General features: G+C 46.1%; 15 protein-coding genes. 13 read left to right on the forward strand and 2 right to left on the reverse strand.

Features of this window, described 5'->3' with window-relative positions; genetic code table 11:
* Positions 1-13: 13 nt before the first annotated feature.
* The 8 genes from ACTF5U_RS05290 to fae all read left to right on the forward strand — a co-directional run bounded on the left by ACTF5U_RS05290 (position 14) and on the right by fae (position 13,767).
* Complete coding sequence (locus tag ACTF5U_RS05290) at positions 14-6,565, forward strand: Hpt domain-containing protein (RefSeq protein WP_438970598.1); 6,552 nt, start codon at positions 14-16, stop codon at positions 6,563-6,565.
* Positions 6,566-6,577: 12 nt separating this feature from the next.
* Entirely contained in the window at positions 6,578-7,039 is a 462-nt protein-coding gene (locus ACTF5U_RS05295) for a chemotaxis protein CheW (RefSeq protein WP_438970599.1), read from the forward strand.
* Between the two features lie 35 nt (positions 7,040-7,074).
* On the forward strand, positions 7,075-9,015 hold the full coding sequence (locus ACTF5U_RS05300) for a transglycosylase SLT domain-containing protein (RefSeq protein ID WP_438970600.1): 1,941 nt from the start codon (positions 7,075-7,077) through the stop codon (positions 9,013-9,015).
* A gap of 9 nt (positions 9,016-9,024) precedes the next feature.
* Positions 9,025-10,251, forward strand: a complete 1,227-nt coding sequence (locus ACTF5U_RS05305) for a multifunctional CCA addition/repair protein (RefSeq protein WP_438970601.1) — start codon at positions 9,025-9,027, stop codon at positions 10,249-10,251.
* Positions 10,252-10,354: 103 nt separating this feature from the next.
* Positions 10,355-11,338, forward strand: coding sequence for a methenyltetrahydromethanopterin cyclohydrolase (mch, locus tag ACTF5U_RS05310; RefSeq protein WP_438970602.1), 984 nt, complete (start codon positions 10,355-10,357; stop codon positions 11,336-11,338).
* A 9-nt stretch (positions 11,339-11,347) separates the two neighbouring features.
* Positions 11,348-12,265 (forward strand): ATP-grasp domain-containing protein, encoded by a 918-nt coding sequence (locus ACTF5U_RS05315; RefSeq protein WP_438970603.1) that lies wholly within the window; start codon positions 11,348-11,350, stop codon positions 12,263-12,265.
* Positions 12,255-13,124, forward strand: coding sequence for a triphosphoribosyl-dephospho-CoA synthase (locus tag ACTF5U_RS05320; protein WP_438970604.1), 870 nt, complete (start codon positions 12,255-12,257; stop codon positions 13,122-13,124). Before ACTF5U_RS05315 ends, ACTF5U_RS05320 begins: the two co-directional genes overlap by 11 nt.
* Before the next feature lie 124 nt (positions 13,125-13,248).
* Positions 13,249-13,767, forward strand: a complete 519-nt coding sequence (gene fae, locus ACTF5U_RS05325; RefSeq protein ID WP_008290362.1) for a formaldehyde-activating enzyme — start codon at positions 13,249-13,251, stop codon at positions 13,765-13,767.
* A gap of 3 nt (positions 13,768-13,770) precedes the next feature.
* On the opposite strand, the gene ACTF5U_RS05330 is transcribed toward fae, so the two are convergent.
* Positions 13,771-14,511 (reverse strand): HisA/HisF-related TIM barrel protein, encoded by a 741-nt coding sequence (locus ACTF5U_RS05330; protein WP_438970605.1) that lies wholly within the window; start codon positions 14,509-14,511, stop codon positions 13,771-13,773.
* A 21-nt stretch (positions 14,512-14,532) separates the two neighbouring features.
* Between ACTF5U_RS05330 and ACTF5U_RS05335 the strand changes: the two genes are divergently transcribed.
* From ACTF5U_RS05335 to ACTF5U_RS05355, 5 genes are read left to right on the forward strand one after another with little or no spacing between them, the layout of a single operon-like run.
* The gene (locus ACTF5U_RS05335; RefSeq protein ID WP_438970606.1) at positions 14,533-15,489 is read left to right on the forward strand and encodes an ATP-grasp domain-containing protein; all 957 of its coding nucleotides are present in this window, start codon (positions 14,533-14,535) and stop codon (positions 15,487-15,489) included.
* Complete coding sequence (locus ACTF5U_RS05340; protein WP_438970607.1) at positions 15,486-16,535, forward strand: hydantoinase/oxoprolinase family protein; 1,050 nt, start codon at positions 15,486-15,488, stop codon at positions 16,533-16,535. The genes ACTF5U_RS05335 and ACTF5U_RS05340 overlap by 4 nt, the downstream gene beginning before the upstream one ends.
* Before the next feature lie 6 nt (positions 16,536-16,541).
* Entirely contained in the window at positions 16,542-17,933 is a 1,392-nt protein-coding gene (gene pabB / locus ACTF5U_RS05345; RefSeq protein WP_438970608.1) for an aminodeoxychorismate synthase component I, read from the forward strand.
* Positions 17,930-18,508, forward strand: coding sequence for an amino acid kinase family protein (locus tag ACTF5U_RS05350; protein ID WP_438970609.1), 579 nt, complete (start codon positions 17,930-17,932; stop codon positions 18,506-18,508). The genes pabB and ACTF5U_RS05350 overlap by 4 nt, the downstream gene beginning before the upstream one ends.
* The gene (locus ACTF5U_RS05355; RefSeq protein WP_438970610.1) at positions 18,505-19,686 is read left to right on the forward strand and encodes a pyridoxal phosphate-dependent decarboxylase family protein; all 1,182 of its coding nucleotides are present in this window, start codon (positions 18,505-18,507) and stop codon (positions 19,684-19,686) included. Before ACTF5U_RS05350 ends, ACTF5U_RS05355 begins: the two co-directional genes overlap by 4 nt.
* Here ACTF5U_RS05355 and ACTF5U_RS05360 read toward each other — a convergent pair.
* Positions 19,661-20,163: SPOR domain-containing protein (locus ACTF5U_RS05360; RefSeq protein WP_438970611.1), on the reverse strand; the 503-nt coding region annotated here is incomplete at its 5' end. The two genes, ACTF5U_RS05355 and ACTF5U_RS05360, sit on opposite strands and share 26 nt — an antisense overlap.

A 20,163-nucleotide genomic window follows, 5' to 3' on the forward strand; every position in this document is an offset into this window, starting at 1 on the left:
GACAATTGACTGCATGGCACAAATGATAAAGGGCAATTACAACGCATTGATGTGGCTGCAAGATGAACTGCAGCAGTCGCTGTCTCGTGCCTTGAAAGCCATCAATAGTTACATTGAAGGTGAAGCTGCGGACAAGAGTCTCTCCAGTTGTATAGAAGAGCTCCATCAGATCAAAGGCAGCCTGGAAATGGTAAATATGTCCGGCGCTGTCATGCTGACCGATGCCATGCAGCAAACCGCTATCGGTCTTCGCAACAATAATGTGTCTGACACCGATGCCGCACAGGATGCTCTTGTTCGCTCCTTATTACTTCTGCCCAACTACCTCAAATTGCTGGGTGATGATTTTCAGGATCACCCTCTTTCGCTCCTTGAAAGCATTAATGAATTACGCTTGGCATACGGCGCAGACATGGTGTCGGAACGAGATATGTTCAAGGTAGTAATGACTGTTGCCCTTCCTGACAGTATTACGCCGAATCCTCATCGTAAACTGCCTGCAATCAGCATCGAAAAAACGAAATTAGGTCATGCTTTCCAGGTCATGCTGCTGAACTGGCTACGCCAGCAGGATAAAAAAAGTCTGCAGAAAATGCGCAGTATGCTGCATTTTCTGCGGCTAAGCTGTCAGCAAGAAAAAACGACCTTATTTTGGTGGAGTGCAGAAACACTTATCGAAGCTTTGGAACAGGATGGCCTGACCGTCAGTCACGAGGTAAAACAACTCCTCGGTAAGTTGGTTGCTCCCATCAAAACCCAGAGTGAGCAGGATGAGTCAGCGCTATTGAATGCATTACCGACTGAACTTGTCACCAGCTTATTACTACTTATCGCCAAAACAGACAGTCATGGTCCGCATGTCACTCTGCTAAAAACCACTTTCAACCTGCACTTTTACGATAACAAACCAAAAATTTATGGCATGAGCAACAATGCGCTAGGTGATGCGCACATGGCTTTGCTGGAACAGTTGCAAGAACTGAAAGAACAAATCAACGAATACACCCGAGACAAAGATCTCAACACAGGCACATTGAACGAGGTCATTGCCCAGTTGCAGAGCATGACCGACACGCTCGCATTATTATCTGAGTATGAAGCTAGCAACCTATTACATCATCAGGCAGAGAGATTTCACGCACTAATTGAATCAGGGGAAACACCTGATGATGAAACGCTGACAGAACTAGCCGATGTGTTGTTAAAAGTAGAGATTTTCCTGCAATCATCAACTCAGGAAAACGTTTCTGAGCAACTTCGAGATACGGTCATAAACGAGTGCCTGCTGGAAATGGCAAACGTCAAGGAGTCGCTAACCCTGATGAGTCAATCAGGCCGCTATCCGGATGGTCTGGGTGACAGTGAAGAGCAGCTTAAGTTAATTGCTGGCAGCATGAATATGCTCAATTACCCTGAAGCGACAGAGGTTATTGAATTAACCGCCGACAAAATGGCTGAGCAAACAGTCAGTAATGAAGCTTTCACTCCGGCAAAACTTAATCGCATCGCCGATGTTCTGGCCTATTGCGAGATGTACATGGAAGGTATCAAACAACACGGCCATGAAGAAACCAGGTATCTTGCTGATGCCAAAGAAAAGCTCACCAGTTATGATTCAGCGGACGATGTGGCTGAGACCATGATTGATGTCGCTGAACCCGGCCCAGATTCAATGTCAGATGCATCAACAGCCGAGACATCAGAAGAGTTAGAGCAGGATCAAACATTAGCTGAACTTGATAGTTTACTTGGTAGTGATCAGGGACCTTTACTACTGGAAACCGCTCCCACGGAAGCAGAACAAACCGAAACAGGATCTGTTGCTGAAGAAATGGCTGAGGTGTCTGATAATGAGTCTGTGCTCACACCAGCAACATCTTCTGAAGATACTACCATGCCTGCTGAGGAAGACTGGCAATTTGCTGAAGGTATCGACGACGAAATCGCTGCTATCTTTATCGAAGAGGCCAACGAAGTTCTGGCAGAACTCGATACACTTATGCCGCAATGGCTCAATGACAATGATCAAACTGCTTTAGCTGATATCCGTCGATATTTTCATACACTCAAAGGCAGTGGCCGTATGGCAGGGGCCAGCGTCATTGGTGAATTAGCCTGGGCGGTTGAACAAGTTCTGAATCATGTTCTGGATGGTACACGACCCGATAGCCCCTCTGTCAAAGCGCTTGCCACACGTTCTCAACAGCATATCCCAACCTTGTTGGCCCGCTTCACTCAGGCGAATAATGACGCTACAGCAGAAGTTGATGCCTTACTTGCACTGAAAGCACAGTGTTTAGAAACTGGGAGCAACTTGAATGTAAGTGAGGAGGCCGCACCTGTAACAGCACCAGTTACTGATGCCGAGATGCCAGCTACTGAACCTGTTGTGGATGATGAACTCGAGTTTGATCTATCCCTGTACACAGATGAGTCAGAACATATTATCGAGCTTGAAGATGCTGACGTCGAAACTGAACGCTTTAATGTCGACGCTGATGCGTTGACCAGTGTCGAAAAATACATCCGTAACCAATCAGAAAACAAGCTTAGCGACGTAACAAGTGACTCAACGGTTGAAAGGGCACAACTGACTGGCGTTGAAGCCTATATTCAAACAATGGCGAATGAAACCGGTGTTTCGCGTTATCTACGATTGCAGCGCCAGCAACAAAACGTTGCCGCTCAAGCCAAAGTAAAAGAAGAAATTATTCGACCACTGACGTTCACTTCCGTTGATCGTTACATAGTAAATAAGGCCAGACAGGAGCGTCCATCGACTTCGGTCGATCAGTATATTGCGGCCAAGGCTGACACTTCCGAACCCAGTCTGGCTGTGTCTGGTGATGACAGCGACGTCCTCAGTGAAGAGGATGAATTGCAGCAAATATTTATCAGTGAGGCCAGGCAGCATATTGCTTCTTTGCAGCAAAATTTCAAGGACATTGTTTTTTCCCGCCAGGTCAATAAACCGCTATTACGCGCCGTCCACTCTTTAAAGGGCTGCGCAAATGTTGCCGGCATAATGCCAATGGCTTTGATAGCGACGGATATGGATCAGGCCATGAAACGCCTTCATGCCCAAGATGTTGTGCTGGACAATGAACAAATGGACTTGCTGGAAAAAAGTATTGATGGATTAGACCAGATTTTGATGAGTCTAACGGATAACCAGGATGAACCTGATATCGGCAAATTATCTGATATCGTTGCTCAGCTAACGCCACCACTGCAGGAAACTTCAGACACCGCCCCCGTCATCGACCCTGAATTTCTGGTTGTATTACTGGAAGAAACGGATGAGTTGCTGGATAACTACACGAATCAGCTGTCTCATTGGCAACAACAGCCAGATGACCGGGAAAACCTGCAGGCCCTGAATTCAACGCTGGGTAAATTAAAAGAAACAGCACTTCAGGCTGAGCAGTCTGTGATTGCTGACTTATATGACTCGCTTAATCAGATGATTCAACATTGTCAACCTCATGAAGCTGGCCTCAAGACCTTACTGAACCAAGGTTATGAGCAGCTAAATGAACACATTGAATCGCTACTGCAGAATAAAGCTCTGTCAGCAGAAAAAGATTTCCCGGGGCAGGTCAGGCAGTTTTTATCACAACGAAATGACGCTGTAGACCTTATGCATGACGATTTATCCATAGGTGAATCACACATAGAAACCATGCTGGATCTGGATGAAACGGAATTTGCTATCCCATCCGATCTGGATTCAGAATTGCTAGAGGCGTTCTCAGAAGAAGCGGAAGAGTTACTCGCGTCAAGCGGACAGGCGATAAAAGACTGGCATCTCACACGTGATAAGGAACGTTACTCACTTCAATTACAACGTGACCTGCACACCTTAAAAGGCGGCGCCCGTCTGGCTGGTATCACGCCAATTGGTGATCTAACGCATCAAACTGAAACCCTGGTATTAGCAGTCAGTGATGACAAGCGTGAAGCTGATGAAGACTTCTTTGACTTGCTGCAACGCTGTCAGGACAAGTTGAGCGAGATGCAGGAACAGCTTAAAGCCCAAACATCGATAACCACAGCAGTATCGCTAATCGCTGAAATCACCTTGCTGATAGCCGGTGAAGATTTGGATGTCGATGATCGGTCTCAATCCGACGCTGTGCATAAAGATGATAGTGTAGCCTTGCTGCAGCCTGAAAGCGCTTTGGATGTGGACGAAACTGACTTTGCTATTCCATCCGATCTGGATTCAGAGCTTTTAGAGGCTTTCACCGAAGAAGCAGAAGAGTTGCTCGCCTCCAGCGGCCAGGAAATTAAAGATTGGCTGGCTCGTCCACAACAAGATCATGACTCTTTGCAATTACAACGTGACTTACACACATTGAAAGGCGGTGCCCGTCTAGCTGGCATTTTACCAATTGGTGATCTGACACATCAGACCGAGACGTTGGTGTTGGCCGTAAGTGACGACAAACTTGACGCAAATGAAGACTTTTTTGATTTACTGCAACGATGTCAGGACAAACTGACAGAAATGCAGGAGCAACTCAAGTCCAGAAGTCCAATCACCACGGCTTTTTCGTTGATATCGGAGATTTCAATATTAACCGCCGGTGAGAACATCGATGTCGATGATCGGCTACTGGAAGAACATGGTAAGCCTGACGCCGAAGTTAAGACTGAGTCACCTGTATTGCCGGAAATCGAACGCGTTGTAGCTAAAACCGCACCCGCTCATGTTGAGCAAGTCCGAGTTCGGGCAGATCTCCTCGACTACCTGACTAACTTTGCCGGTGAAGTCAGTATCTCCCGTGATCGGGTAACTCAGCAACACAATGCAATGCGGACGCAGCTCCATGAAATGGAAGAAACCGTCGCACGACTGCATGATCAATTACGTAATCTGGAAATAGAGACTGAAACTCAAATTCTGTTCCGTTATGAAGACGAAAAGCATAAACATGATTCAGAATTTGATCCATTAGAGCTAGACCGTTTTTCCATGATTCAGCAACTATCTCGTGGCCTGACTGAAAGTGTGATCGATTTAAATGACATCACACACTCAATGGATGTCTTAGTAAAAGAAACAGATACCATCTTGCTACAACAGTCCAGACTCAATACCGACTTGCAAGAAGGCTTGATGAATACGCGCCTACTACCATTCACTGGTGTGGTTCCTCGCCTGGAACGCATTGTCAGACAAACGTCTGCTGAACTTGGTAAGAAAGCAGACTTGCTCATTCAAGGCGCCGAGTTGGAATTGGATCGAACAATTCTTGATCGGATAGTAGCGCCTGTTGAACACATTCTACGCAACGCCATAGCCCATGGTATTGAGGATCCGGATGCGCGTCTGCAAGAAGGGAAATTACAAGACGGTCAATTATCGCTGCATATAGAACGTGAAGGATCAGAAATAGTATTAACTGTCAGCGATGACGGACATGGTATTGATGTCGACAAAATTCGCGACAAAGCATTAAGTCTGAACCTTATATCACCTGATGCCATTCCACCTGAAGATGAGCTCATCCAATTAATCCTGACATCAGGCTTCAGTACCGCTGATAACATTTCCCAGGTAGCTGGTCGTGGCGTGGGTATGGATGTCGTTAACAATGAAATACGTAACTTGAAAGGCCGTCTGAATATTCAATCGATCAAAGGTGAAGGTACCACCTTTGTTATTCGTTTGCCGCTAACATTATCAGTCATCCAGGCTTTATTGGTGCGGGTTCATAACGAGCAGTATGCTATTCCGCTTGCCAGCGTGAATGCCGGTGAGCGGATCAGCGTCAGAGACATTAAACTGATGATCGGTACGCACAACCCGCAATATGAGTTCAACGGCGAAAAGTATGACTTTATGCCTTTATCCTCTTTGTTGGATAAACCGCTATCACTCCCTGATAACTTAAAACATCAGTTACCCTTATTGTTATTCCGTTCAGGAGATATGCGAATCGCATTACTGGTCGATGCCATTGTAAGTAACCGTGAAATCGTTATCAAAGCAGTGGGACATCAGCTTAGTCGCATTACTGCAGTTAATGGCGCCACCATTCTGGGTGACGGTCGCGTGGTCTTTATTCTTGATGTCCCTACCCTAATTAGCACTAACCGTAATAACATCCGACTCGATAATAGTCATGCAATTAATCTCGAAAGAGAGCTTGAACATCTGCAGGAACGCGCCCCGATTGCGATGGTAGTCGATGACTCCATTACTATGCGAAAAGCCTCGGGAAACCTGCTTAAACGACTTGGTTTTGATGTTCAGACTGCACGAGACGGCGTCGATGCATTATCACAGCTGCATGAGCAGAAACCCGATATCATTTTGTTGGATGTTGAAATGCCGCGTATGGATGGGTTTGAATTTGCCTCAATTGTACGTAACGATCCCACCTTCCATCACTTACCTATCATCATGATCACGTCACGAACCGGAGCAAAGCATCGTGAGAGAGCAATGGGCATAGGCGTCAACGCCTACATGGGTAAACCCTACCAAGAAGATGAACTGGTTGCGACGATGAAACGCCTGCTCGGCAACAGCTCGTTTCAACAACAAGAATCATAACAAGGGATACTGATGGCACAAAACTCAGCACAATTTGTTCACTGCATGCTCATACCATTACAACAGCATTATCTCTTGTTGCCCAACAGTACGATTGCAGAAGTGGTTCCCAGAACGGGGATTGACATCGATACCCCCAGTCCGGAAAACTGGCTCGGCTACCTAAACTGGCGAGAACAGTCCTTACCCATTATCCATCTGGAAGATTTATTAAAAGCCGGCACCGATGCGGAGTCCTCAGGTAAGAAACTGTGCATCATTAACAGCATCAACACCACCACTGAAATCGAGTTTTATGCTATCCCCTGTACCGGTTCCCCTCAGTTGATTACATTGAATCAGGCCGCATTACAATTGACACACGATGACAACAATTCACCTTATCTGCATTGCCAGATAAAAATCGGCAATAAGGTTGCCCTGATACCAAATTTAGATCAGATTGAAATAGCGATCGAGTCACAAAAACAGTAGCTGAATTTGCCTGCGTTATGGTTTACCATAGCGCCATGCGTTTGATAAAAACATTGTTGTTTTGTCTGGTAGTGCTACCTGTCTCGCAGGCCGCAGCGGATAAACAACTGCAACAACAACGTCAGCTCTTCCAGCAGGCACAAAAAGCACTTAAAACCAATCAGCTAAATTTATACCAGGAACAAGTGAAGCAGCTGGATGGTTACCCTCTTCAGCCTTATCTTGAATATCTATTCCTCAGACATCGACTCAGCTATGTCTCAACAGAAACAATAAAGCGTTTCCTTGAAGAACAGGATGGCACTTTCTACGCTGACAGATTACGAAGAGCCTGGCTGGATAGACTGGCTAAACAAAAACGTTGGTCTGACTATTTAGCCTTTTATCAGTCGCCGCAGTCGGACGAACGCGCCTGTTATCAATTGCAAGCCCTAATGGCAACAGGCCAGAAACAACAGGCTTATAAACTGACGCCCGCAATGTGGCTGGTGCCTCATTCGCAACACAAAGCCTGTGATCCCGTTTTTTCAAGCTGGATGCAGCAAGGCTTACTGACTGAAGAATTACGTAGACAGCGAATGATGCTTGCTCTCCGGGAGAACCAGTTTTCTATCGCCAACTATCTGGCAAAATCAAGTACAACGCCAACTCAAGATCAAGCTTGGGTAAAACGTTGGGGAGTTATTCATAGCAATCCTCAATCCTTACTCGAACAACTACCGGCCAAAGCGCCTAACGATAATGATCAGGTTTCTCTGGCCAGAGATGAAGCACTGTCCAGAGAAATTATTATTCATGGTTTGCAAAGACAGGCAAGACGATCACCCGAGGAGGCATTCAGCAACTGGCGTCGACTCAGAGCACATTACCAATTCAGTGAACAGGACAAAATCCAAGTCCGCAAAGCAATTGGAAAATGGGCAGCCCTGAACCGAGATGATAAAGCCTTGATCTATTTCGGTAATATTCCCGGTGGTGAGTGGCAAGCCCGGGCGGCGATCTGGCAACAGGACTGGCGCGCGGCCAAAAAAGCTATTAGTCTGATGAATATTGATGATTCAGGCTCTACCCGCTGGCAGTATTGGTTAGGACGTAGTCAGGCTGGCTTGGGTGAACACGCAGCTGCGAATCAAACTTTTTCTGCTATTGTCGGAAAACGCGACTATTACTCATTTCTGGCATCCGATCATCTCACGCAACCCTATAAGATGAATCATCGGCCAATACCGATAACAGAGCAGGAAATGTCTGCATTACAAAACCAGCCTGCAATTAAACGCTTACACGAATTTTACCAGCAGGACATGCTTCTTGAAGCTCGACGTGAGGCCTATCATTTAAGACAAAGCCGTAGCGATCGCGAATTGCAGATTATTGCCACCTTAACCCATCAATGGGGTTGGCATAACCAGACCATTGCCTTGTTGGGTAAAGCGCAATACTGGGATGCACTGGATCTTCGTTTCCCAGTGATATTCAATAACGAAATACGCAAAGCTGGTCAGACGAATGGGCTGGATCCATCATGGGTGCTGGCTATTGCACGCCAGGAAAGTGCTTTTAATCCAACCGCGCGCTCTCATGCTGGTGCGATGGGTTTAATGCAGTTAATGCCTGATACGGGTCGTCTCATTTCTAAACTGATTAACCGTCCCCTCAAACGGCTGAATGAACTATACCAGCCGGCACGAAACATTGAATTAGGTAGTGCTTACCTGAGACGGATGTACGATGAAAACCAACAAAACCCTGTTTTGGCAACAGCGGCATACAATGCCGGACCGCATCGTGTTGCGCGCTGGTTACCATCCGAGCAATTGGATGCGGCTATCTGGGCTGAAAATATTCCATTTAATGAGACTCGTCATTATGTTCAAACGGTGATGAGTTATGCGGCGATTTTTGATAGCCAGCGCAACCAATCGGTCAAACCGCTGTCAGAACGAATGCCTGCAATTAAGCCCAAAAAACCTTAAACTGTTGTCATGCAAACCTATCTCGTCGGCGGCTGTGTCCGTGACAAACTGCTCGGATTGGCTGTAAAAGACCGCGACTGGGTCGTGGTTGGCTCAACCCCGGAACAAATGCTAGCTCAGGGCTTTCGCTCCGTGGGTAAAGACTTTCCTGTTTTTTTACATCCAACAACACACGAAGAATATGCTCTGGCACGCACCGAACGTAAATCTGGTTATGGTTATCACGGGTTTGAGGTGCATGCCGCACCTGATGTCACTTTGGAAGAGGATCTTGCCCGTCGCGATCTGACTATCAACGCTATCGCGGAAGACGATGATGGCAACCTCATTGATCCCTTTAACGGCAAACAGGATATTAAAGACGGTCTGTTACGTCATGTTTCTCCTGCTTTTATTGAAGATCCGGTTCGGGTCCTTCGGATAGCACGGTTTGCTGCACGGTTTGGTTTTGACATCGCGGATGAGACCAAAGCATTGATTGCTGAGATGATTGACTCGGGCGAACTGAATCACTTGGTCTCTGAGCGCGTCTGGCAGGAGTTATATAAAGCGCTGCAAACCGACAAACCATCCCTGTTTTTTACCAGCCTGCGTGATGTAGGCGCACTTGAGAGACTTTTCCCTGAAGTCGACCGGCTGTTTGGTGTGCCTCAAATTCCTAAGTGGCATCCTGAAGTTGATACTGGTGTTCATGTGATGATGGTTATCGATCAGGCAGCACGTTTGACTGATGATGTTGCCGTCCGCTTTGCGGCCTTATGCCATGATTTAGGTAAAGGCACCACTCCCGATGATATTTTGCCCAGCCACAAAGGACATGAAGCTACTAGCATTGAATTAACCAAAGACCTTTGTAAACGATTACGGGTGCCTAAAGACACGACAACTCTTGCTGTTAAAGTGGCTGAGTTTCATACCGATGTACACCTTTTATTTGAGCTTGATGCTGACAGAATATTGCAGGTTCTGGAGGGTGTTGATAGTTTTCGTCGACCAGAACGTTTCCAACAATACCTACTTGCAGGTGAAGCTGATTTTCGTGGTCGCCCAGGCTATGAAGATGCTCCTATGCCAGAGGGTGAAGCATTTCAGGCCTGTTTCGATGCCGCAGCGGCTATCAACGCGACAGAATTTATTGAAGCGGGCTTATCCGGCATCGCTATTGGCGAGGCAATTCGCGATAAACGACTTGATGTCATAGCGGAAACCCTCATAGCGTATCGTCGCACAGTCTGAAACCGCGTAGAAATCACTGGCTCAATAATGACTTGTATAATTACAGTTTGCCCCATTTCACGTATAATTCACCCATTTTCGTCTTCAAATTTAGGATTAATCTATGAGCAGTGAACTCTCCGCCAACTGGACCAGCGTTAACGCTGCATGCCAGCCTTTGGTTGATGCCTTAATTGCCGATGCACAGGCCCTCAATTTAGAAATCTCCGAACTATCGAACGGTACCCGCATTGTTGATGCCGGTATTAATTGTAATGGTGGGCTGGAAGCAGGTCGCCGCATCGGTGAAATCTGCATGGGTGGACTCGGTACAGCCACAATGGGCACAAACAGTGGTTTTGATAACTGGCCCTGGTCGGTGAATGTTCATGCAAAAACACCCGTTTTGAGCTGTCTGGGTAGTCAATATGCGGGGTGGAGTCTTTCTCATAAAAGTGAAGACGGTAAGTTTTTTGCTTTGGGTTCAGGTCCCGGACGTGCTCTGGCTGCTCGCGAGGAACTGTTCAAAGAATTTGGTTATCAGGATACAGCCGACTCAACAGTGATTGTTTTAGAAGTGGATAGCTTCCCACCTGTTGAGGTGGCTGAAAAAGTCGCTGATAACTGTGGTATCAAGCCTGAAAATCTGACTTTTATCCTTACGCCAACATCAAGTCTGGCGGGTGTCATGCAAATTGCCATTCGTGTTCTGGAAGTCGCGATGCATAAAGCACATGAATTGCATTTCCCATTAGAGAAAATCGTTGATGGTTACGGCTTAACGCCAGTCGCGCCTCCCGGTGGTGATTTTATGACAGCAATGGGCCGTACTAACGATGCCATCTTGTTTGGTGGTCAGGTACAGTTATTTGTCGATGCAACCGATGAAGAAGCTAAAGATCTCGCCGAAAAAATGCCCAGCAATACCTCTTCGGATTATGGTCGACCATTCGCCGATATCTTCAAGGCTTACGAATATGACTTTTTCAAAATTGATGGCAGTCTGTTCAGCCCTGGCAAGGTGACTGTAACCAATACAAACTCCGGTAATAGCTTTACTGCCGGTGAATTGAATCGCGACTTGTTGAATCAATCATTTGGACTTTAACCGGCAAAAATGAACGCTCCTCGCGTTGTTATATTTAACGATACTCACGGCTGGCACAGTGAACAGTTAGTAGCCTCACTGCGCCAGCTAGGTATCGAAACAATCCTCACCGATCTGGCTGAGTGCCAGATTGACCTCGACTCGCCTACCGGCATAACCATACCAGGACTGGAAGATAAGCTTCCTGCAGCCGTCATGGTAAGAGGCATCGCGCCCGGTTTTCTTGAACAGATCACCTTACGTATGGATGTGTTACACACCTTGGCCGAGTTAGGTGTACCTGTGTTCAACCCGGCCTCAGCAATAGAGCATACTGTCGATAAAGCGCGCACCTCATTGCGATTACATTTAGCAGGCATCAAGACCCCCAAAACATGGGCATGTGAAAATGCTGAAACGGCACGTAAAATCGTCATCAAACAACTTGAAAATGATGGCAGTCTCGTAATGAAACCGTTATTTGGCTGTCAGGGAAAGGGAATTGCTTTAATTGAAAATCTTGAGGACTTTGAACAACAACGGCCTGTAGGCGAGGCATTTTATCTACAGGAATATGTGCAACCTGAACAAACAGACATCTGGCAGGATTGGCGCTTGCTGGTGATTGATGGTGAAGTCAGTGCCGCCATGTCGCGACGTTCATCCCACTGGATCACCAACTTTGCTCAGGGAGCTAATTGTTTTGCAACGCCCGTCTCGGATGAGATGCGACAACTAGCAATAAAGGCTACTCAAGCTGTTAATGCTGACTATGCTGGCGTAGATCTCATACGAACACAATCGGGACAATTTAGCGTACTTGAAGTCAACAGCGTCCCGGCATGGAAAGGATTGCATCAGGCAACGAGTAGTGATGTAGCGGGCGCGCTGGCAAAAGCGATTTTAAGACGCATCGATAAGGCAGCTTCATCACATCATGCTGTCTGAATCGGAGATAAAAGACGCTGTATTCTGGGCTTGTGAGCAGGAAGTTCTGGCCCCAAAACCGGGAAACGTCAATTGTTTCAGTGATGGCCACAATATGGCTATTGATGACTTCATCAACAGTGCCAGAGCAATTGCGCCTGTAATGGCAAAGCCAAACCTTTTAGTCGGTGAACGAATCTTACAATCCATTAAAGCCACGCGTAATGTGGTCAACTGCAATACCAACTTAGGTATCGTTTTATTATTTGCCCCTTTATGCACAGCAATTGAAAGGTGTGAAGACTTTTCTGAATTAGAAGAAACTCTGCAGCAGGTATTGTCGTCACTCACTATAGACGACGCAAAAAAATGCTATCAAGCTATTCGAATGGCCGACGCAGGTGGAATGGGAAAGAATGATCAACAAGATATTTCTCAAGAGCCCACCGTCACACTTTTAGAGACTATGAAAATAGCTCAGAAACGGGATCAGATAGCCCTTCAATATACAAGTAATTTCAATACACTATGGGAAATTGGCCTACCGGCATTGACAAGCGCATTGAATTCTGGGGAAAGTGTTGAATGGGCAACCGGATTAGCGTATCTTAAGTTACTATCAAACGCTCCGGATAGCTTGGTTTGTCGCAAACATTCCGTTGAGCTCGCAAACTCAGTGACAGAGAAGGCAAAACAACTTGTTTTTCAAATGAACAAAAACAGTACGTTAGATGCTTATATAACTGAGCTCACTGCTTGGGATAAAGAATTAAAACAGAAAGCCATTAATCCTGGAACTTCCGCAGATCTTGTCGCAACAACATTGTTGATACATGCATTCCAGCAAAAGCTTTCTCAACATAGAATTTCAGTACCATGATGCATTCAGCGGACGGCACTGAGCAGGTGATACGTTCCTTTATTACGTATAAACCCTTCCTCACAAGCGAGGAGGGAAAAAAATGAGCCTTTTTGACAATTTTTTTGGAACAGGAAAATATAACATGCCAGTAATCGATCGCGTACTTGTAGGTGAATCGCTGGTCATCGAAGACGGTGACCTAGACAATGTCGCACATATTGATCTCATCATGGGCCCACGTGGCTCAGCAGCAGAAGATGCATTCTGCCGCACTTTGACGGATCAGAAACAAGGGGTTAACGGTCTGTTGGCCGTTGTTGCACCTAACCTGATGGTTAAACCAGCCACAGTTATGTTCAACAAAGTGACTATCAAAAACATGAAACAAGCCGTTCAAATGTTCGGCCCAGCACAACGCGGTGTTTCGCTTGCCGTTGCTGAGTGTGTTGAAGATGGTACTGTCCCTGCTGGTGAAGCAGATGATTGCTTCATTTGCGTTGGTGTATTCATCTCTCCAACAGCTGATAGCGATGAGAAAATCCAAGACTGGAACTATCGCGCTACAAAAGAAGCTATCAAACGTGCCGTAGCACGTGAGCCAAAAGCGGCTGATGTCGTGGCTCAATACAAAACGAGCGAACACCCATTCGGTGCTAAGTAAGTTTTAGAGCTTATTGTCACATCGCCCTTCTGACGAAGGGCGATGTTTCTGCTCCATAATCTGGAGCGTGGTTTTATCTAAATTTCCCGTGTGCAATGCACTGGCAATAAGTGTGCCTGCGGCCTTAATTTTCTCCAGTTTCTCTAAGTCTTTTTTATCTCTCACTCCACCCGCGGCGTACCAACAAATGTCTGGTCTTGCGGCCATTAACTTCTGTAACCAGTCATAACTAGGGCCTTTCCCTGCGCCAACAACATCCAAATCCATAACAATAGATTTATCCGTCCACAACTCGGGTCGTTCCACTATGGTTTGATCGCCTAGCATTTTACCGTGACGTTTGTCCAAAGACAGAATAAGCGACTGACGGGTAGATTCTTTTTCAAGCAAGCTGAGCGTTTTCAACGTCTCACTACCCACTATGAGTTTTAGGTTTTTATTCTCCCCATACTGCACTAGATCACTTTCGCAAGTGATACCTGCATCCAGCCAAATCTCTAGTGTTGGAAATTGTTGACAAAGTGCTTGGTAAAAATCATAGCGATGCTCATTTTTTACAATCGCGTCCAAATCAGCGATATAAAACAGCTTAAACGGATACCAACTCACAATGTCCTTCATGACCTGAATCACATCATTCGATTGCGTTAAGATCGATTTCAGCGGCGGGTAAGCACCTCTGCTTCCACCCTGTGCATGCACTACAACGCCACCCTTGATATCAATGACCGGTATAATTTGCATAACAATGACTGAATCCTGTTAATGACTCTATTTATATACGAACATCTTACCAGTGGCGCGTTGAGCGGTGAGCCCTATTCGGTCAGCCTGATGCACGAAGGTAACGCGATGCTGCAAGCTATTACAAATGACTTGCTGGCACTGGGCCATCACATTGTGACCATGCGTGATGCACGACTCGATAATACGGCACTTACCGAGGCAGGCGTTTATGTACGTGAAATTACGAGTCTCTCTGATTATCAATTATCCTGGGATGAGGCCATCAAGCAATATCATCAGTTTCTGCTGATCGCGCCAGAAACGGACAACGTTCTTGCGGATCTCACACAGAATCTTGAACAGCAATATAAAACCGTTCTCGGCTGTGATTCTCTGAGTATTGGCATCTGTAGCGATAAAATACTTACTTATCACCATCTGCAACAAAATGGATTCTGTTCACCAACCACATTAGCATCCCAGGAATGGCTCGCTGATTCACACGATACTGACGCTTCTTGGGCTATAAAACCCCGAGATGGGGCAGGTTGTGAACAGACCTATTGTCTAAACACCGACGAGGCCCGAGAGTCGCTAGCAAATGATAACCGAGAATGGATTGTGCAGCCTTTCATAGCAGGCGAAAACCTAAGCCTGAGTTTATTCATGACGAAAGACGACATTGAATTGTTATCAATTAATATCCAACACATAGAAATGAACGGTAGAACCTTAACTCTCAAATATTGTGAACCACATCGGCAAGACCAGCTTGATTCAACAGTGGCATTGGAACTTGCAAGTTCAATTCATGCTACGATGCCGGGATTATGGGGGTTTGTAGGCATCGACTTAATCAAAACAGAAAATACGTTATGGATCATAGATATCAACCCTCGTCTAACCAGCTCATACGCCGAAGCAGCTATGAGGCAGAAAAAAAATCCTGCATATAGATTGCATCAGAGTCTTCATAACAAGCTACCTGGCCAATGATGAAAAAAAATAACGTTACGGGTTTTTGTGGTTGGGATATTGGCGGCGCACACCTCAAAGTCGCCCAATGTGATACGCAAGGACAACTCAAACAGGTTTTACAGCTACCCTGCGCCTTATGGCGAGGCATCGAAGAACTTGATAAAGCTATGCAACAGGCACTTCAGATTCTTGATTGTGCTTCTGATCATCATGCGGTCACAATGACTGGTGAACTGGTCGATGCCTTCGATAGTCGACAAGATGGTGTTGAGAAAATACTTCATTGCGTCACGGCTATCTTGTCGAAAGACTCAGTCCACATTTTTGCAGGAAAACAAAACTGGCTTTCAAAGCAGCAGGCACAAAAAGACTGGCATGCTGTCGCTTCAATGAATTGGCAGGCAAGCGCTATGTTAGCGGCGAGTCAAAATGAACAAGGCTTGTTTATCGATATTGGCAGCACGACGTGTGATGTTATCCCATTTGTTGATCATGAAATACAGCCTTTTGGACTTGATGATCATGCTCGTCAAAAGTCAGGCGAACTCGTTTACAGCGGGGCTATACGCACACCTTTATTAGCTATCAGCACACATGCGCCGTTCAACGGTGAGTATGTCCCATTGGCAGCGGAGTGGTTCGCAAGCAGTGGTGATATCTGGTCTTTATTGGACAAACTTTCAACTGAAGACATTCAGGACAACAGTGCGGATGGTAAACCTTGGGGGAAAAAATATTGCCAATCCCGTCTTGCGCGTATGCTGGCAACAGATGCAGAAAATGCCACAAGCCCACAGTGGCGGGATGTTGCCAAGTGGTTTTCTGAACAACAACTTCACCAAATTACAAACGCCTGCTTGCAGGTACTGAGCAGACAAGTCGACCTTACAGATGATGCGCCATTAGTGGGGGCTGGCATCGGTCGGTTTATGGTGGAAACTATTGCCAACCGTCTTCAGCGACCCTATTTGGATTACAGCGACTTATGCCAGAACTCACCTCAGGCAGCAACACACGCACCCGCGGCTGCATTAGCTCTTCTGGCTCAGCAGCAGTTATCGTAAAATAGAATGATGAGCTTGCAGCTACCGCCCCTTTGTGCCGAACTCCCTTATCAGGAAGACAGTACCTCACTGTTTACCAAGCTACGCCTGCATGATTGGCCAGTTATACTGGACAGCGCTAATACAAAAGGTGAAAACGGACGTTATGACATTCTGGCAGCCGATCCTTTCATCACAATTGAAACAGTAGGTGAAAACACTTTCATCACCGAGCAAGGCAAGCAAAAAACATCAAAAGCCGATCCATTCACCGTGCTTGAAAATATCCTTAACCCTAGACAGCAATCTGAAACCAGCCTGCCCTTTTGTGGTGGCGCCATAGGTTATTTTGCGTATGACCTAGGCCGCCGTATTGAAGAAATGCCCGAGCACGCGCTTGATGCCGAAAAGATTCCAGACATGGCCGTCGGTATCTATGATTGGGCGGTAATCATTGATCACAAACTTAAACGTTGCTGGTTGGCCAGTTATGGACTCAGCCCTCACACAAAAGAAATCTGGCCAGCTCTTCTCGACTTGCTAAAAGCCGACTTTTCAGAACAATCTGAGACATTCTCTGTCGATGGCGAACTCATCAGCAACCTTAGTGAAAATAGTTATAAAGAGGCATTTAACAAAATTAAACGCTACATCACAGAAGGCGATTGTTACCAGGTTAACCTCGCAAAGCGTTTTGAAATTAAAGCGGAAGGTGATGCATGGCAGGCTTATCAACGCCAACGAATGCAAAACGCAGCGCCCTTTTCAGCTTTTTTTAATCCCGGCTCGGTTTCAGTAATGAGCTCTTCTCCTGAGCGGTTGTTACAGGTTCATCAAGATCAAGTAGAAACCAAGCCTATAAAAGGTACCAGACCTCGAGACCTGCATGATTCAGTCAACGATAAAGCGCTGGCTGATGATCTGCAAACAAGCCTGAAAGACCGGGCTGAAAACCTGATGATAGTTGATCTGTTACGCAACGATCTAGGTAAGGTTTGTGATCCAGGAAGCATCAAAGTGCCGACTCCTTTTGCTTTGGAATCTTTTGCAACAGTTCATCACTTGGTGAGCACTGTTACGGGTAAACTGGCTGACGATCAAACAGCAGTGTCACTACTACGTGCCTGCTTTCCTGGTGGGTCAATAACAGGTGCCCCCAAACTGCGGGCAATGGAAATCATTGAAGAACTGGAGCCGAACCGTAGGGGCGTGTACTGTGGCAGCATTGGTTATATCGGTTTCGACGGTAATATGGATACGAATATTACGATTCGAACACTTGTATACAGTGAGAATAGATTACGTTTCTGGGCTGGCGGCGGCATTGTAGCCGACTCAGAGGTCGAGGCTGAACACCAGGAAGTGCACGATAAAGCTGCAGCAATGTTTGACTTGGTAGAGAGATTTCGTCAGTCATGAGAATTATCAAATTAGGTGGTAGTTTGTTTCACACACCTGAATTGCGTCAATGGCTGGAGCTATTAGATAGTGCCAGTCAGCAAGAACCTGTTGTGATTGTTCCTGGCGGTGGTCCTTTTGCTGATGAAGTCCGACATGCTCAACGTTTACATCGTTTTAGTGATGACACAGCCCATCACATGGCCATACTGGCTATGGCCCAGTTTGGCTTACTGCTCGCCGATCTGGCACCACAAAGTCAACCTTTTTACTATCCTCAGCACAATAATGAGCTTGAAAACGGCCTGCATGTCTGGCTACCTGAGCGTTCTGTATTGGGTGTGGGTGCATTACCGCATAGCTGGGATATCAGCTCTGACAGTTTGGCACTTTGGTTGAGCCAACAACTGCATGCAAAAGAACTCGTTATGATTAAACGGAGTACCGTTGTATCCAGTCGGATCAAGTCTTTGATTGAGCATGGTGTATTGGATAAAGGCTTTAAACACCTTTATGAAGAACAACCGGTGCAAACACAACTTTTTCACTTTCAACAGCAAGCTTTATTTCCAGATAAAGGTCTCGTTCTGAGATGACACAAACATTGCCAGAGGCCGAAACTATCAGTCTTTTGCTCAACAGACTGAACACTAACAGCCTTGAAGGCAACGACACTGGACACGCATTGCTGGATGATGACTGCCACATGTTGCTGCGGGAAGCAGCCTTGCATCAGCAGACGCATTGGGCTGCCCATATGACGCCTAATCTTGCACCTTATAGTCTTTTAGGCCAGAGAATTGCGGGATTGCATCAAGGTAACCTCCTCTCAGCAGAGTTATACCCTTATCTCCAGCAAGCTGAAACTTCAGCTTTAGAATGGGTTAAAACACATTTTCATCAGCCCTTTGCACGATTCACCCATGGTGGAACTTATAGTAATTTAGAAGCCTTGTGGCAGGCACGAGATACGAAATCTGTCAGTAATAATATTGTATATGGCAGTAAGGCCAGCCATTACTCGGTGAAAAAAGCCTGTGACATTTTAGGACTCGAGTATCAGGCTTTGGATACAGATAATGAAGATCGGCTACGCGCCGACGCCTTGTTGACGGCTTGTCAGCAAAAAGAACCTTTAGCAGTTGTACTCAACCTGGGTAGCTCTGCAGCCGGCAGCATCGATCCTTTATTGGACTGTTTAAACATAGTCAGCGACTATGAAAGTTGGATACATATTGATGCAGCCTGGGGTGGCGCAGTGGTAATGCTTCCAGAGAATAAACCATTGTATGGCGTTTTGGCGAAAGCTGACTCAATCAGTTTTGATCCGCATAAGTCTTTATTCCTGCCGCGCCCCTGCAGCATTGTTATGAGTCGTCATCAAAAACAGCTTTTACAGGGTGATGTTAATTATCTGGAAAAAACGCCAGAAAAACAGCTCGCAGGCTCGTATGGTGCTGAGTTATTTATGCCGCTATGGCTTAATCTTAGGCTATTGGGACAAAAATGGTTCTATCAAATGACACGACAACGTTTGGCCCAGGCCAGACAATTTCATATTCAACTCTCTGAACTGACTGACTGGCCAATTGTTAACTCAGAAACAGGTGTTATCTGTTTTGAAGCACCCAATAAAGATCATCTTTTACCCTTAGTTCAGCAAGGAATCTTATCTCAGGCAAAAATCAATAAACGCTCTGTTTATCGTGCTGTTTTTGCCAGTTACCAAACGCAAGCAACTAGCCTTATCAAGGCGATACGCCCTTATCTTTAATCTGATTTTGCACGCTATCAAAGCGGCGTAACCATGTAGGTAGGGTATTCAACGGGGCTGGCCACTGATTGCTTGCTGTCAGAGCCGCTTTTTTCGATGAATACACCCCGTATACCACCACATGCCAAGGTTTGTTATTTCGTAAACTAGTAAAGCGGGCTACCTGTCCCGTTAATGCATTTTTGTCTATAAACTCAGATACTTCCTCGTAGGACCACGACCCCATTAATTGGAAAGTGTAGTCTGTCGATTTTTGCGCCATAATCCAGTCAGGCATATGCACATCAATATCGGATTCCTGTTCTTGTATCTGAGTCGTCTCATTAGAACTTTGCTGAACATCCTTTGTATTAACGACCTCCGTTTCCAATGTATCGTTAACTGAGGATCGAGTTGCCTCGGTCTCGGTCTCGGTCTCGGTCTCGGTCTCGGTCTCGGTCTCGGTCTCGGTCTCAGTCTCAGAATGTTCTGGATTGG

The organism is Methylophaga sp. (assembly GCF_965655755.1).
Classification (GTDB): Bacteria; Pseudomonadota; Gammaproteobacteria; order Nitrosococcales; family Methylophagaceae; genus Methylophaga.